15 protein-coding genes are annotated in these 16,139 nt (G+C 42.2%); 10 read left to right on the top strand and 5 right to left on the bottom strand.

What is annotated here, in order from left to right; genetic code table 11:
- From JWQ85_RS02630 to JWQ85_RS02605, 6 genes are all read left to right on the top strand, one after another.
- Positions 1 to 719: hypothetical protein (locus tag JWQ85_RS02630; protein ID WP_299463497.1), on the top strand; the 719-nt coding region annotated here is incomplete at its 5' end.
- Positions 712 to 1,731 (top strand): glycosyltransferase, encoded by a 1,020-nt coding sequence (locus JWQ85_RS02625; protein WP_299463494.1) that lies wholly within the window; start codon positions 712 to 714, stop codon positions 1,729 to 1,731. The genes JWQ85_RS02630 and JWQ85_RS02625, both read left to right, overlap by 8 nt.
- The gene (locus JWQ85_RS02620; protein WP_299463491.1) at positions 1,721 to 2,863 is read left to right on the top strand and encodes a glycosyltransferase family 1 protein; all 1,143 of its coding nucleotides are present in this window, start codon (positions 1,721 to 1,723) and stop codon (positions 2,861 to 2,863) included. The genes JWQ85_RS02625 and JWQ85_RS02620 overlap by 11 nt, the downstream gene beginning before the upstream one ends.
- Positions 2,860 to 3,993: a DUF1972 domain-containing protein gene (locus JWQ85_RS02615; protein WP_299463489.1), complete on the top strand. Its 1,134-nt coding sequence runs from the start codon at positions 2,860 to 2,862 to the stop codon at positions 3,991 to 3,993. Before JWQ85_RS02620 ends, JWQ85_RS02615 begins: the two co-directional genes overlap by 4 nt.
- On the top strand, positions 3,965 to 5,353 hold the full coding sequence (locus tag JWQ85_RS02610) for an O-antigen ligase family protein (RefSeq protein ID WP_299463488.1): 1,389 nt from the start codon (positions 3,965 to 3,967) through the stop codon (positions 5,351 to 5,353). The genes JWQ85_RS02615 and JWQ85_RS02610 overlap by 29 nt, the downstream gene beginning before the upstream one ends.
- A 223-nt stretch (positions 5,354 to 5,576) precedes the next feature.
- On the top strand, positions 5,577 to 6,449 hold the full coding sequence (locus JWQ85_RS02605; RefSeq protein ID WP_299463486.1) for a hypothetical protein: 873 nt from the start codon (positions 5,577 to 5,579) through the stop codon (positions 6,447 to 6,449).
- On the opposite strand, the gene JWQ85_RS02600 is transcribed toward JWQ85_RS02605, so the two are convergent.
- From JWQ85_RS02600 to JWQ85_RS02580, 5 genes are all read right to left on the bottom strand, one after another.
- Positions 6,450 to 7,271, bottom strand: coding sequence for a class I SAM-dependent methyltransferase (locus JWQ85_RS02600; RefSeq protein ID WP_299463483.1), 822 nt, complete (start codon positions 7,269 to 7,271; stop codon positions 6,450 to 6,452).
- Entirely contained in the window at positions 7,271 to 8,734 is a 1,464-nt protein-coding gene (locus JWQ85_RS02595) for a radical SAM protein (protein WP_299463480.1), read from the bottom strand. Before JWQ85_RS02595 ends, JWQ85_RS02600 begins: the two co-directional genes overlap by 1 nt.
- An 8-nt stretch (positions 8,735 to 8,742) precedes the next feature.
- On the bottom strand, positions 8,743 to 9,702 hold the full coding sequence (locus tag JWQ85_RS02590; RefSeq protein WP_299463500.1) for a radical SAM protein: 960 nt from the start codon (positions 9,700 to 9,702) through the stop codon (positions 8,743 to 8,745).
- 91 nt (positions 9,703 to 9,793) lie between these two features.
- Complete coding sequence (locus JWQ85_RS02585) at positions 9,794 to 10,537, bottom strand: bifunctional 2-polyprenyl-6-hydroxyphenol methylase/3-demethylubiquinol 3-O-methyltransferase UbiG (protein ID WP_299463477.1); 744 nt, start codon at positions 10,535 to 10,537, stop codon at positions 9,794 to 9,796.
- On the bottom strand, positions 10,537 to 12,039 hold the full coding sequence (locus JWQ85_RS02580; protein ID WP_299463474.1) for a radical SAM protein: 1,503 nt from the start codon (positions 12,037 to 12,039) through the stop codon (positions 10,537 to 10,539). Before JWQ85_RS02580 ends, JWQ85_RS02585 begins: the two co-directional genes overlap by 1 nt.
- Positions 12,040 to 12,297: 258 nt before the next feature.
- On the opposite strand from JWQ85_RS02580, the gene JWQ85_RS02575 reads away from it, so the two are divergent.
- Genes JWQ85_RS02575 through JWQ85_RS02560 form a run of 4 tightly spaced genes read left to right on the top strand, consistent with a single transcriptional unit; the run spans position 12,298 to position 16,137 of the window.
- Complete coding sequence (locus JWQ85_RS02575; protein WP_299463471.1) at positions 12,298 to 13,041, top strand: class I SAM-dependent methyltransferase; 744 nt, start codon at positions 12,298 to 12,300, stop codon at positions 13,039 to 13,041.
- Positions 13,038 to 14,204, top strand: coding sequence for an amidohydrolase family protein (locus JWQ85_RS02570; protein WP_299463468.1), 1,167 nt, complete (start codon positions 13,038 to 13,040; stop codon positions 14,202 to 14,204). The genes JWQ85_RS02575 and JWQ85_RS02570 overlap by 4 nt, the downstream gene beginning before the upstream one ends.
- Positions 14,205 to 14,207: 3 nt before the next feature.
- Positions 14,208 to 15,212 (top strand): polysaccharide deacetylase family protein, encoded by a 1,005-nt coding sequence (locus JWQ85_RS02565; protein WP_299463465.1) that lies wholly within the window; start codon positions 14,208 to 14,210, stop codon positions 15,210 to 15,212.
- Entirely contained in the window at positions 15,184 to 16,137 is a 954-nt protein-coding gene (locus JWQ85_RS02560; protein WP_299463462.1) for a GNAT family N-acetyltransferase, read from the top strand. Before JWQ85_RS02565 ends, JWQ85_RS02560 begins: the two co-directional genes overlap by 29 nt.
- Positions 16,138 to 16,139 lie beyond the last annotated feature (2 nt).

Here is a 16,139-nt window from a genome sequence, read left to right as displayed (position 1 = left end):
TCAGGGTAAATAAACACACCCCAAAACGATTAGACCCAGCCATTATCCGGACCGATGAGGGAAGAGTTGTGTTGCCACAGGCAAATATCCATTCGGCAACATATCAAAGTATTAAGGTGCCCTTGCCGGCGCAGCATCCGCTTATTACGTTTATCGACAGGCACAAAACAGGGCTGCCTATTTCGGCAGAAAATATCCCCGCTCCACACCTGCCGGGCAAGGCAATTGGACTGCTGCAAACGGGCAAATTTATGGCTCAGCACCCGGGTAAAATTTTGCTGGGCGATGGTATGGGGAATTTCTCATCAAAGCTGGCTTTCCGGGCGACAGGATTGAACATAGCTGGCGGTTATCCGCATAAATACGTCTATATCAACCCCGCGTTTATACTTAATCACCTGGATCTGTACCTTAACTTTTTTAGCAAAAACACCGGGTATCATTCTTTAACAAACAGCCCATTTTCCGTGTACGACCAGTTATGGGCAGAGTACGGACTGCTTGGCTTACTGGCTTTCGCAATTTACTACCTGTGGTTTTTCGCAAGGCATTACAAAAAACTCACTTATGGACTGCCTATACTGCTGCTAATTATGGCTGTGTTATTAGTGGATTACTGGTTTGAGCAGTTATCCATATTGATATTTTTTGAACTGTTGCTTTTACTCAATATTAAAGAAACAACCCGAGGTATTGCAGGAGGATACGAATATGCATAACCCGGCAATAACCGTTTTAATGCCTGCTTATAATGCAAGCAGGTATATTCACGAAGCAATTAGCTCGGTACGGGAACAATCATTTACCAATTTCGAGCTGCTTATTGTTAATGACGGTTCTACCGATGATACTTTAGCGATTATCCGTTCTTTTAATGATGCCCGCATCCGTGTTATCAACCAAACAAATAAAGGCGTTGCTGCCGCTTTAAACAATGGTCTGCAACATGCACAAGCACCTTATATTGCACGTTTTGATGCGGATGATATTTGCTACTGCGACAGGTTGCAGGTGCAATATGATTTCATAACTACACATTCTGACTATTCCATCATAGGTTCGGCGGCAAATTATGTTGATGTGGATGGCGAGTATGTATTCACCCATCAACCCGCGGCTTACAGCTGTGCAGAAATTAGGCAGTTAAATTACAAGATATGCCCCTTCATCCACTCGGGCGTGTTTTACAAAAAGGATGTGGTGATAAATGCGGGTGGATATAACGAGCACGCCTACACTTTTGAAGATCATTTTCTTTGGGCCAGCATCCTTAAAACAGAAAAAGCCTGCAACCTGCCCCAGCCGCTTATTAAAGTGCGGTTAAACCCCGAATCGATCACTATTGATGAAAAATGGCGCACCATCAGCTTCCGTAAAATAAAATATACAGCTCTAAATAGCCTGACCATTACTGAAGCCGACGGCCACAGACTAAGCCAGATAGGTAAAAAACAACATTCGCCACGGATAAAGAAAGGTGCTTATTACGCCCTTTTAGGCAAAAAGTATTTATGGAATAATTACCAGCCGCAAAAAGCCCGTAAAAACTTATTGAAAACATTATCGATAAGTCCGTTCCATATCAAGAACTACCTGCTACTGATTTTATCCTTCCTGCCCGGGAAATTTTTGCAAGGATTTTATCATTCCACAAAAACAAATTATGGTTTGGGTAAAGTAAAGCTGCCCGCCAATTTAGTAAACAATAAAAGTTTAAACTATGGCAGCTAAAAAGATAAAATTATTTGTTGACGCCCATGTTTTTGACAAGGAGTACCAGGGTGCACAAACTTTTATAAGGGAGCTTTACACACAACTGCTTGCCAGCCATGCCGATCTGGAGATCTACTTTGGCGCTTATGATACAGCCAACATCAGCAAGATATTTCCCGGCGTACCTAAAGTCAATATCCTGCCCTATAAAAAAAGAGGGATAGGCTTGCTACGTTATGTATTCGATATCCCGGCATACATCAAAAAACACAGGTTTGATTTCGCTCACTTCCAATACATCGCCCCAAAAAACAGCCCGGGCTGCAAGTATGTGATTACCCTGCACGATGTGTTGTTTAACGATTTCAGGCAGGATTTTTCCTTTTTATATCGCATAAGCCGGAACCTGCTTTTTGGAAGTAGCATAAAACGCGCTCATATCAAAACTACCGTATCAGCCTATTCCAAGCAGCATATTTGCAGCTATTACAATATCCCCGAAACAGAGCTACTCATTATCCAAAATGGTGTAAACGATGCTCTGATGCGGTTTCAAAGCTCAAAGCAGGAAGCTGTTGAAGTGGTTGAACAAAACTTCGGCATTAAAAACTTTATCCTGTATACCAGCCGTATCGAACCACGAAAGAACCAGCTTTTGCTTCTTAAAAGCTATTTAAAGCTCGAACTATATAAACGTGGTATCGCATTGGTTTTTATCGGCAAGGAATCTATCCATATTCCCGCCCTTACCACACTCATTAATGGCTTAAGCAATGAGCAAAAGCAGCTGTTCTATTGGATAAAGCAGGTAAGCCAGCCAAACCTGGCTGCGTTTTACCGGGCTTGTAAACTGTTTGTTTATCCCTCAAAAGCCGAAGGTTTTGGTATACCACCATTAGAAGCTGCTATTTGCGGTGCGCCTGTGCTGTGTTCATCGGCAACAGCCATGCAGGATTTTACATTTTTTGAGCCGTACAGGTTTGACCCGGCTGATGAAAACGACTTCGAGCAAAAGCTATCGCAGATGATAGATACTGCTCCTTCAAACGCTTTTATGGAGAAGGTGGCTGCACAAATTAGCTGGCAATACAACTGGCAAAACAGCAGCAACAAATTTTATAATCTGTTACAAGCAAACTACAACACATGAAATTGAGAATAGCAATTTTAGGTACACGCGGCATCCCCAATAATTACGGGGGGTTCGAACATATATCCGAATATGTATCTGAAGGCCTGGTTAAAAAAGGGCATTCGGTTACCGTTTATAACTCGCACAACCATTCGTACACCGCCAGTAGTTGGAACGGGGTTGATATTGTGCATTGTTATGACCCGGAATACCTGCTGGGCGCCGCGGGGCAATTTGCCTATGATTTTAACTGCATTATGGATGCCCGTAAACGGAAGTTTGATGTGCTACTGATAATGGGCTACACCAGCAGTTCGGTATGGGGAATGCTGTACCCTAAAAACAGCGCCATTATTACCAACATGGATGGCCTGGAATGGAAGCGATCTAAATATTCGAAACCTGTACAGCGTTTTTTAAAGTATGCCGAAAAGCTTGCCGTAAAATACAGCGGTTCTTATATCTCCGATTCGCGGGTTATAAAAACTTACCTGAAAGATAAGTATGCCATTGATAGCAGGTATATCCCCTATGGTGCCGACCTTTTTACCGATTTCGAGCGGGAACAGTTTGATCAAAGCGCATTACTAAAAGAGGATTACTTTTTACTAATGGCCCGCATGGAACCCGAGAATAATATAGAAACCATACTGGAGGGCTTTAGCAGCAGTACGTCACATAAAAAATTTAAAGTCTTGGGCGATACCGGTAACCGCTTTGGCAAATTCATTACCCATAAATTTAAAAAAGACGACCGGATCCAATTCAAAGGGTCAATTTTTGATAATGCCGCTGTACGGTGGTTACAAAACAACTCTTACCTGTATTTTCACGGGCATAGCGTGGGTGGTACTAACCCTTCACTTTTAGAGGCCATGGCCAGCGAGGCCCTCATAGCCGCGCATGATAACCCTTTCAATAAATCGGTACTGAGTACGGATGCCTTTTACTTTAATAACGCCGCAGAAGTACGCCACCTGGTTGAAAACGTACAACGGCATGATACCGAAAAAACTATGGTGCAAAACAACCTGCAAAAAATACAATACCAGTTTAACTGGGAAAAGGTGATAAACGAGTACGAGGAATTTATACTGGAATGCCATAAAAAGAATATTCATGAAAAAGTTATTCCTGGTAACCGATAGCACCGCAAATAAGGTAAGCTATTATCATATTATGCTGCTATTGCTTAGCCTGCCTTTCGATAGGTTTTACAGCCATTTAATACTGATAAGCCTTGCCCTGCATACCCTTATCCAGCTTAAAAAACAGGATATAAAACCGCTATTCACTTTTAATAATTTAATACTGCAATCGGTGTTTTTTGTAACGGTGGCCGGCACATTGTATACCATTAACAAAACACAGGCTTTTAATGAATGGGCAAGGCAAATTGTTATCCTGCTTATGCCAATTATACTTTGCCTTAACCCCATCAGCCTTAAAAAATACAGGGATAACTTTTTAACTGTATTTGCATTGGGGTGCACAGCGTCCATAATTTACCTATTTGCACAGGTTTTGCTTACAATAAGGTATTACCATTTTCCTATATCGGCAATGTTATCCCCGGCATTTACCAACCATAATTTTTCGGCCCCATTTGATATCCATGCTACCTTTTTTTCGATGCAGATAGCTATCGCGCTGGTTTATTTGCTGTATGCCTTAATAAGGCAGTCGCCCGGCTTAAATACCAAAATACTTTATATTTTTTGCTGCGCGATATTGGCGGCAGGTATTATTCAACTCAGCTCAAAATCGGTATTTGTAAGCCTGTTGCTTATCATCAACATAGCCATACCCTATTTCCTTTTAACCGGGAAATTTCGGGTAAAATATATTTCGGTGGCAGCAGCACTTTCGATACTGGTTATCGCGGGTATTTTTAGTATCGATACATTTAAAGACCATTATGTATACGATCTTAAAAAAGACCTGAGCAAAGCCTCAGATAACGAACTTTCCGATCCCCGCCTTGCACGCTGGGGTTTGGCTATGAAACTTGTCGCCCAATCGCCCGTCATCGGTCATGGTTCCGGGTCAGAAATACAACTTTTGAAAGAGCATTATTTTGAGAATAAGTTTTACCGGTCATACCTGCACGGTTTAAACGCGCATAACCAATACATCAGTTTTTTAATAAAAACCGGCATATGGGGACTGCTGATTTACCTGGCAACCTTATTCTTCGCCTTTAGGCTGGCCATGACCAGAAAAGACCTTCTGCTGTTTAGTTTTTTAGCTATAGTAGCCATCGTATCGTTTTCAGAGAATGTGCTGGATGTAGATAAAGGCACCTTTTTTTATGCTATTTTCTTTTCCTTATTTGTTTTTGCCGGATATGAAGGAGGCAGGGTTATCAGTACAGGCAACACTGAGATAAGGAGGCTCCTACAGAGCCAGATATCCTATATTTTTTTCTATAAACAGGTGGCTCCTCTGGAGCCGAGTATGAAGTTTGTCCTCTTATTTTTTATTCCGTTAGGAATACCCTGTTTATAGCATGATACATTGAGCCAATTTTGGCTCTGTAGGAGCCCCCTTGTACAATTGCATCTTAATAAAATAGATGCAGATATAATTGAATTACAGGCAACCAAAAAGGATTTTGTTACGTCATAATTGTATAAGCTGATGTAAATATCCCAATTAAAAAACGTATCAAAATTTTACAGCCTTGTTAACGATCAAAAGAAACATTTTAGCCTCTCTCGCTTATTTTGATATGTTTGATTATCCTTTAACATACAGCGAGGTTTTTCTATTCCTTGAGAATAAATACCGGCAAAGCGAATTTAGCGAAGCGCTTAATTCACTGGTTTTTAATAAAATGATATTTCAGTTTGATAAATACTACTCGCTTAAAAACGATCACGGATTAATTGCGCGGCGTAACAAAGGGAATGAAAAGGCGGCTGAGCTTATAAAAAAAGCGAAAGAGGTGGGCCGCTTGCTTATCAAGTTCCCTTATGTACGTGGTGTGGGTATCTCGGGGTCTTTATCAAAAAATTTCGCGGATGATAGGTCAGACATTGACCTGTTTATTATCACCGAAAAAAAACGTTTGTGGATAGCGCGTAGCTTCATGCATTGCTTTAAAAAACTTACTTTTTTGGTGAATAAACAGCACCACTACTGCATGAACTATTATATAGATGAAGAGCAACTGCAGATAGTTGAAAAGAACATTTATACAGCTATTGAGATAGGTACGCTTATCCCTTTGGAGGGTGACACCGTTTTTGAAAGGTTTTATGCAGCCAACTCATGGACACGCGACCTGCTCCCTAACAAAAACCTGCGCCTTGCAAGCGCCAAACCATTAAGAAAGTACTTTTTAAAATCATTGATTGAAAGTTTACTGAACAACCGCGCAGGAGAATGGTTAGACAATATCCTGATGAAGTTTACCGCCGGCAGATGGAACAAAAAAACCAAAATGAAAAAGCTGAATATGCGGGGCACTGTGATGGGTATGGCTGCCAGTAAGCATTGCGCCAAGCCCGATCCGGTTAACTTCCAAGCTAAGCTGATTAGCAGATATCAACATAAGTTGGTTTCCCTTTTACAGGAAACCGAAAACAGGGTAGCCCAATAATCAAATTTTCTTTTTCAGGCTGATGATGTAATAATCGCCTATGTTTCGCCATGGCCAGGTGGTTTTTAACTTATCCTCGGCGCGGGTCAAAAATTTGTATACGGCAGGATGCTTTTCGGCGAAACCCTCAATGTATGATGGCGGTACAATTGCACACAGTCCCTCTACGCTCAAAACATCAAAATAGATTTTTAAATGTTTTTTGATGAATGATGGGTTATAATACCAGCATTTAAAATGTACCCCTTCAACATGCGCTGCCCTGCCTTTGCTACTAAAGAATCTACGGAAAGCTGTTTTAAACTTCCCCTTAAACAACATCATGATCTCCCACAGGCAAAATTTTGACAATACGACCAGTGTAACTATTCCTCCGGAATTAAGCAGGGCTGAAAACGAGTTAAGCACTTTATCCAACTCGTCGGTACAATTTAACCCCGCGAAATTGGAAAATATCAGATCGTAAGGTCCTTTGTTTTTTAATTGATGCAGTTGCGTATACGAGCAGATCTCAGTGCTGATGAGGTGCTGCATATTATTGCGCGCGGCTTTATCAATCAACTCTGCCTGCATACCGTTAGAGATATCTGTAGCATGCACTTTAAAATCTTTTTGCGCGAAGAAAAGGGCATCTTCTCCCGTGCCGCTGTTTAATTCTAATATGCTGCTGCCTGGTTTAAGATATTGCAGCGCATGCCTGCGCACCCGTTCGCGCTTGTAATTGATAATCGTATTACCCGAATATAAGGCATCAAACACACCCGATTGATTGCTGAAAGCCTCACCGGCCAATTGCTCGTTTATGTTTGCTGTTGTTTCCATCACATCGTTTTTTCTAAACTGTTCAACTTTAGTTTTTCGATATAGGTAAGCGGGGTATAGTAAAACACCGACAACGCTTTTTTAAGTCCGCGGCCTGTAATGGTCAATGGGTTTTTCACCAGTTTTAGCAAACTATTTTTGGCCAGGTGTTTATGGTAATTTTGGTGCACATAACTATGCAATTGCTTGTAATATGGCGCCGGGAAGGTGTTGGTGAACATCAGGGCCATCTCGTCGGAGTCTGTCCAGTTGGTTTTCTTTTTTAGCTCTGCTTTTACCTTTTCATAAAAGCCCGTGCCGGGCAACGGGTAAGATACCGAGATACCAATCTCAAAGGGCAGCAAGGCATTTATCATATCTATAGTAAGCCCTATGTCTTCCCGCGTTTCGCCGGGGTAACCAAACTGGATAAAAAACGATGGTTTAATACCGTGTTTCTTCATCAACCCGGTAGCGGTATGGATCTGCGCGATGGTGGTGCCTTTATCCATGGCATCCAGTATTTTTTGCGAACCGCTTTCGGCACCTATCCATACATTCTCGCAACCCGATTGTGCAAGGGCAGCAACCAATTCTTCCTCGGCCAGCAGATCGGCACGTGATTGTATCTTGAAGCGGATCCTGATATCTTCCTGCTGTAAAAGCTTTGCAAATTCCAGCACCCAACCGGGTTTCAGTCCAAATATATCATCGCAAAACCAGATATGGTCTATGTTGTAATTTTGTTTGAGCAGCTTTATTTCGCTCACCACATTCTGCGGACTGCGGGAGTTATACCGGTTACCGTAAATAGGCTTGGCACACCAATTACATTTATAAGGACAGCCTCGGGTAGTACCCATATTGATAGAAAAATATCCGGCATGCTTTAACCAGGTTTGGCGGTAAACATCCATATCCACCAGATCCCAGGCGGGTAAGGGCAGACTATCCAAATCTTTCAGTACAGGGCGTGCGGGTGTTTTGGTGATCTGTGCGTCATCAACATAAGCTAAACCTATTATGCCTATATAATCAGTATCACCGCCTTTAATATGATCAGTTAACTCCAGCAGGGTTTGTTCTGCTTCACCGAGGATAACAAAGTCGGCCCCCTCGGCAAGGTATTCTGCGTAACGGTCGGTTGAGTCGGAACTGGAAACAATTACAGTACAGCCTCGCGCTTTGGCCAGTTTGCACATTTTAAAGGCAGCTTCACGCATATTGGTGAGGCACATTTTGGTGAGGTAGTTAAAGCCATCATCATAGATCACAAAAAAATCGGGGCGGTGGCTTTCAATAGCGGGGATCACCTCATCGGGATAACTCACAAACATAGTATCAAACAAAGCCACATTATAGCCATGCTCCCGCATTAATGCGGCGGCATATATCGTCCCCAATGGCGCATAGGGTTGCCCCTGCGACCACTGTTTTGGGTCGAATCGTAAAAAGTATGAATGGGTAAACAGTATGTTCTTCATACGTTTTATTAATTAAGCCGCGTTAGCGGCGATAAATTAAGCGAGCATACACATTTAACACAGGTAGCATTGGTACCCATATTTAACGATCTGCGGAAATCAATTGCCCCTTTGCTGTTCAAAATATCGGCAAACTCGTTGTCCTTGATATTACCAATAGCCTCGTGGAAAAAGCATGGCCTTACGCTGCCATCCGCCTCAATAACTGCTGATACCCACGGAGCATTACATTTTTTAAACGGAAAATCGTTCAATCCGTAAAAGGCCGCATAGTAGCGGTATATATCCTGAATTTTCGATTTGGATTCGGCTATAAAGCGACCCGTAAAATCGCTTTCATTGGCAGTTATCAGGTCTATTACCTGCTGCAGATCACCCAGTTCATTTTCTGCTGGCAGGATCTCGTGCTGTTTGGGTTCGGCCCAGGCAGTTTGGCGGTTAAAGGCGTGGCTGCTTACATCGGCAGGTAAAAAGCTCACCTGGTTAATGCTCATTGCCCTTGCAGCCTCAATAATAGCCGGCCAGTTCCTAAAATTTAAACGGTGAATAACCGTGCGCGCGGTGATCCGGTAATTTGGGTTGATGGAGCGGATATGCTCTACCCCTTCTTTCAGTTTATTAAACGCGCCGGGGATATCGCGGATGGCATCATGCAGGGGCTGGTCGCCGTCTAGTGACACGATCAAATCATCAACATATTCCAGTATCTGGCTTGCATTTCTCTTTATTGATAAACCCGTAGAGAGCAGGGTGATCTTTATATCATGTTTTTTAAGGATGCGGCACAGGCCAAAAAAGTTGATATTCAATAACGCCTCCCCTCCCGACATGAGCACCTGCCTGGTACCGAACTTTTTAAGGGCGGTTAGTAAACCGGTTATATCATGCTCGGTGAGCTGTTTCAGGTTTTTGTTATCCTTCCATATATCGCACATTACACAGCGGCAATTACAAGCGCTGTGGGGCATTAAAATAACGATAGGCAGCGCCGATATTTTATGCGTTTGCAAGGTGCGATATCGCTGATAAGTATGATATATTGATTGCCCGGCCATGTTATTATTTATTAATGCGGACCCAATAAAACGGACTATCCTTTCGCAGCCGATTTATAATGCTGTTTGGATTGGATAATACTTTGTACTTATAACCCTGCAGGTCATCCAACCTGTGATGAAAATAATATTTGGCCAGATCCGGGTAACCCATTTTTGTATAATGTTCCAGCGTTCGTTGCGCGGCGCCAGCCACGTTTAATGGTGTATAAAAGTTGGTGTCTATTATATGGATCTCGTCTAATGGATTGAGATTGGACAAAGCTTTATCCAATATATCCCTCATCGGATTAAAATACTGTACTGATGCCGCGAATACAACAATATCGAAGCTTACTGACTTAAACTTTTCGGCATCAAATTCATCGCAAAAAAACCGCAGGTTGATCTTGTTAAACACCCTTTTAGCCTGCTTTATTTCAAACTCGTTAACATCCAGACCGGTTACAATAGCGCCTTTTATTTTAGCTAATTTTGCCGAAAGCCAGCCATTTCCGCAACCAATTTCCAGTATGTTTAAAGGCTTTTTCTTTTTGCTTAGGTAATTCACCAATCGCTCTGCAGATCGCTTTCTTATCTTCCACTCCTTATGATGAATATGCGACGGATCAATATACGGCAGTTGCCGCAGTTGTTCATCGGTATAAAGCCTTTGCTCGCACTGCCTTACCTTAATGTACAAATGCCCAAACTCTTTTTCAAAAGTTTGGGCTGGTAATATTGCGCTATCATCAAAGTGTGTATTCATTAAAAACCTTGTATTTCGGGCTGCCTGTAACGCCAAACCCTTTGCAGCAACTTAATTTCGTACGGATATTTATATAGATCTATTTTGTATCGCAAGGTTGATACCAGCTTAATAGCCCTCCTTTTTAAAGTGTTTAGCCTTATATCTGTAACTGTTGGGTAAACCCCGTTCAGCACTATTTCAAAATTCCTTATCTTATCTATCATCTCGGATGTAAGCCATGGGGTAAGCGGGTTTTTCCGCAGATCAAAGCTTTCCCACGCCGGGCTTATCCAGTCTTCCAATACCTTCGGGTATTTAAACCCAAGCGACTGCACCTGCTTATATAAAGTTGAACCCTCGGTTGGTACGGGGCTATAGGTGTACAGCACAATTTCGGTACGTGGGTTAACGTGTTTTATTTTTTTGATGAAATCTATTTCAAAATCTATCTGCGCTTGCACCTGCTCGGGTGTAGGTGCCGGTGTACCCAGTACAAAAGAATATTCGGGGATAATGTCAAATTTCTTTAAGCGCTCCGCAAACCTGATAATCTGCTCGCCGGTTTGGGTACCACCTTTGTCTAACTGTTCGAGGATAAGGTTATTACCGCTTTCCGCGCCAAAAAATATGATCTTACAGCCCGCCTCCCTTATCAAGGCCAGCGATGCATCGCTGAATTTATCCATGGTATCAATACGTGCCATCCCCCACCACGACATATTTTCGGGCTTTATCAGTTTGGCAAACTCCACCGTCCGTTTTTCGGATACAAAGAAGTTATTGTCGTGAAATTCTATAGCATCGGCTCCCCATTTGTCTTTGATGTACTTGATATCATTATAAACCGTTTGGGCCGATTTGGCTTTCCATCTGGCTTCATATATAGGCACTACCGCGCAAAACGAGCAGGTGAACGGGCAGCCAATGCTGGAATGATAGGCCACGGTTTTATTACCCAAATAGGTTTTGCCCAGGTATCTGTTTGCTATGGAATAGAAAATATCCAGCTTGTTATAAGGCAAGGTGGGCAACGAGTCCTGATCCATCAGATCTTCCTTGGCGGTTTTAACTACCTCGCTACCGGCCATGTATATCAGGTTCCTAATAAACTCGTATGGCGTGCCGTACTCCAATGCATCTATCAATTGTGGAAAAGCGTGATCGCCCGGACCGTTAATGATAAAATCTACATAGCCCGATTCCAATATCACCTTTGGGTGGCTTGATGGAAAATATCCGCCCCAGATCATTTTAGTATGTGGGAACTTCTTTTTTATAGCCTTTGAAAAAGGGATGGATTGCTTTAACTGTGGACCGGGCATAACCGTAAAGCCGAGGTATTTATATTCGCCTGTGTTTAGGTACTCTTCTATCTTATTTAAGGGATCTTCCTCGCAGTTGCCATCAACAATTACCCATTCGTACCTACCCTCAACCGAGGCAGCTATATTTAAAATAGAATTGGGGATACGGTGTTTAGCTACGGCGCTTTTAGGGTTAAATAACAGTATTTTATTCATGCACTTAAGTGTTCGTTTATTCAAAAAAATATCCCCCTGGTGATGGAAATGAATCCATCACCGTTTGAACCTGCATAAGGGGGATAACCCATATTACTAAAATGTATTCTATCCTTTCACTTATCATCGTCACACTATAAATACGCCGCCAAATGTTCATCAGTTGCCTGCCGGTATAAATAAAAACCGCATGGGCAACCTTTACAGTTAGCCTGTCGTAATCTTTTATAAATAAGCATATTTAAACCCCTGCACATTGTGATACAAACGCTTAAAAATTATGTTAAACGGCATTTTTTTTCGTCGCCCGTAAAAGAAAAAGGATCGGTAGAGGCCTATGATATCTGGTCGGTGAATTATGATGAGCAACCAGGTAATTTAATGCTTGACCTGGATGAAACCCTGTTCACTAAATTATTGCAGGGTATTGATCTATCCGGTAAAGATGTGGCTGATATTGGCTGTGGTACCGGCCGGCATTGGGCTAAACTTTTTAAACATCAGCCCAAATCATTAACCGGTTTTGATGTATCTGCCGGGATGCTTAAACGTTTAGAGCAGAAATTCCCGGAGGCTAAAACCTACCAGATAACAGATAACCTTTTTACAGATGTGCCATCACAAAGCTACGATGCTATAGTATCAACCCTTACGGTTGCACATATCAAGTATATAGAAGAGGCTTTAGAGGCCTGGTGCCGGATTCTAAAAGCTGATGGTGATATTATTATAACCGATTTTCATCCGCATACATTGGCTTTTGGCGGCAAACGGACATTTAAGTATCACAACACACATATTGCGGTGCAAAATTATGTGCATTTAGTAGATACCATTAAAGAGATACTGCTAAAAAACAATTTCACTATTGTTGCTAAGGAAGAAGTAAAGATAGACGAAACAGTAAAGCATTATTATGCCAGCCAAAATGCCCTGCATGTATACGAAAGTTACCAGGGTTTCCCCATTATTTATGGGATGCATTTAAGAAGAGGGAGATGATACTGAATAACGTACGCATAGCAGATAGTGATAAGCAGGTGAGCATTAAAGTTAGCGATGGAAGGATAGCGCAGATCTCGGATGCTCTCTTTGCTAACAATAGCGTCCCGCATCTTATATTCACCAATGCCATTGTGTTTCCGGGTCTTATTAATTCACATGATCATCTCGATTTTAACCTTTTCCCGCGTTTAGGCAACAAAACCTATAACAGCTATACCGAATGGGGCAAATACATCCATGAAACTTATCCTTTGGAAATTGCATCTGTTTTAAGTATCCCCATAACACTACGCGAGCGTTGGGGCATGTATAAAAACCTGTTGTGCGGCGTTACCACGGTTGTTAATCATGGTAAAAAATTGGGCATTACAGATCCGCTCATCAACATTTATGAAAAAGCCCAAAGCATCCACTCCGTTAAGTTTGAAAAAAAGTGGAGGAAGAGGCTAAACAATCCGCTTAAAATTAACAAACCGGCAATAATACATATTGGCGAGGGCACAAATGAAGCCACCCGACATGAGATTAACGAACTGATCCATTGGAACCTGCTTGCCCGCAAACTGATAGGCATACATGGCGTAGCGCTTACCCCAACGCAGGCAAAATCATTTAAAGCTATAGTATGGTGCCCGGCATCAAACTACTTCTTGTTGGGTGTAACCGCCCCGGTTAACCACTTAAAAAAATACACCGAAATTTTATTCGGGACCGACTCTACCCTTACCGGTAGCTGGGATATCTGGGAACATATCCGCATAGCCCAAAAAACCAAGCTACTTAGCGAGAATGAACTATACCAGTCGCTCACTACAAAAGCTGCTGCAACCTGGCAATTAAACAGCGGTAGCATACAGGAGGGCTTGGATGCCGATCTTGTTATTGCTAAAGCCGGGCCTGCACAAAGTGGCTTAACCTCGTTTTTTGAGCTGCACCCCGATGATATATTGCTGGTTATGCATAAAGGCAATATCCGCTTGTTTGATGAATCGCTTTATCACCAGTTAAACGGCGCAGCTACAAGCAATTTTACTAAGGTATATATAGGCAACAGCATTAAATACGTGCAGGGAGATATTACCGGTTTAATAAACCAGATAAAGCAATATAAGCCCGATGCCGAATTGCCCGTGTACTTCCCATCAGAACCCGCAGCCTGAAATATGAGCGTCGCCAGAAAAATATACAGCAGGGCCTCCCGTAAAGCGCTCAATTTATTTGGCGATCTATTACACTTTGCAGGAGCTGATAAAAGCACTTATCAATATGCCCGTGGCAGCCGCATCATCGTTTATCATGGCATCTGCCTGGATAACCCAACCCGGTTTAACACCTTATTCATCACCCAAAAAAGATTTGAGGAACATCTTAAAGCCTACAAAAAGCATTTCAATGTTGTTTCATTGGCCGATTATTACGCCGGGCGTTTTAGTACAGATAGGTTTAACATATGCCTTACTTTTGATGATGGCTTCGCCAATAACTACCACTATGCCCTGCCCTTGTTAGCAAAATACAAAATACCGGCAACCTTTTTTGTTACAGCAATAGGCGCAACTAAATATGATATACTTTGGAACGATCTGCTAAGCATTGCAGGCCGGCTTGGCCCTGTAAAGTTTGAATTTGATAATGAGTTATATTATAAAAGCCGTTATAACAAATACATAGGCGCCGATGGTGTAAGCCTTAACGATAAATTGCGTAAAACCGGTTTTGATAAAAAAGCCGGGCTTATCAATTTATTAGATATCCTCACGGGATTTCGGGAGGAAACAACCATTAAAGATTACTGGCAGCAAATGACAGCAGAGCAGATAAGAGAATTAGCCGCCTCGCCGTATGCAAGCGTAGGCTCGCACGGTTATTACCATAACGACCTGTGCAATATTAGTGCCGGTGAAGCCGCGCAAGAACTTACACAATCAAAATATTATCTGGAAAAAATTACCGGTACCGAAGTTAATAGCATAGCCTTCCCTTATGGATCATACAATGAAGAGGTTGCCGCGTTATCCAAGACTGCCGGGTATGAACAATTGCTTGCTACCGACTTTAACAGCCCGCAACACCACGCCGACCCAGCCCTGCGCGAACGGCTAACTATAAACCCTTTTATATCAACCGCAAACCAAATGTATGCAAATATCAGGGGCAAATATTATTAACCACCAAAGCGATACTCCCTATCGTTTCGAGCGGATAAACGCTGCCCGGTTAGGGCACGTGGCACAGTTATACGAGGCCGTTTATGATAAAAAAATACCTGTAGAATACTACACCCGCAAGTATAATACAGCCTACACGGGGGTTATGTATACCGGCTATCTGGCTTATAATGATAGCGGCTTGCCCGTAGCATATTATGGTGTTATCCCCTGTTTTATACAATATGATAACAGATTGATTTTAGCCGCGCAGTCTGCCGATACCATGACCCACCCTGCACATCGCAACAAAGGGTTATTTATTATACTGGCCAACCTAACATTCGAACTTTGCCGAATAGAGGGCATTTGTTTGATATATGGTTTCCCAAATCAAAACTCCCTGCCGGGGCTTTTAAAACTCGGTTGGCAAATAATTGATACGCTGGAGTGCTTCATAGTGCCTGTTAAAACTATCCCGGTAGTACGGATAGTTAAAAAGCTCGGTTTGTTTAGAAACCTGTATAATAGTTACTATAAAAAAGTATTAAGGCGTTACCAACTGTCTCAAAAAGGCATCCCTAATTTTTTTAACGGAGTGTACCGTGATGATAAGTACCTGCAATACAAAAGCTATAACGATACCTTCACCATTCAAATTAGCGGTGCGTTGGTCTGGTTTAAAATTCAGGACAGGTTTGTTATTGGCGATATGATAGGGTTTGAGAATAATGCAGAGAATGTTTTAAACGATCTGGTAAAACTATCGCGCAAGCTGGGTTTAAATGCATTGCAGTTTCAGGCAAGCCCAAATACAGCCCTGCATGCGGCGCTCAAAAAGCACTATCAACCTGTACCTGCATTCCCGGTGATGATCAAAGATCTGGGATCGGGGATAACACCTGATAAGTTAAAATTCACTTTTGCTGATATAGATATTTTTTAAAA

The organism is Mucilaginibacter sp., from assembly GCF_028288105.1.
Lineage (GTDB): Bacteria > Bacteroidota > Bacteroidia > Sphingobacteriales > Sphingobacteriaceae > Mucilaginibacter.
The sequence above is the reverse complement of the archived record's forward strand: the minus strand, read 5'-3'. Positions and strand labels throughout refer to the sequence as shown.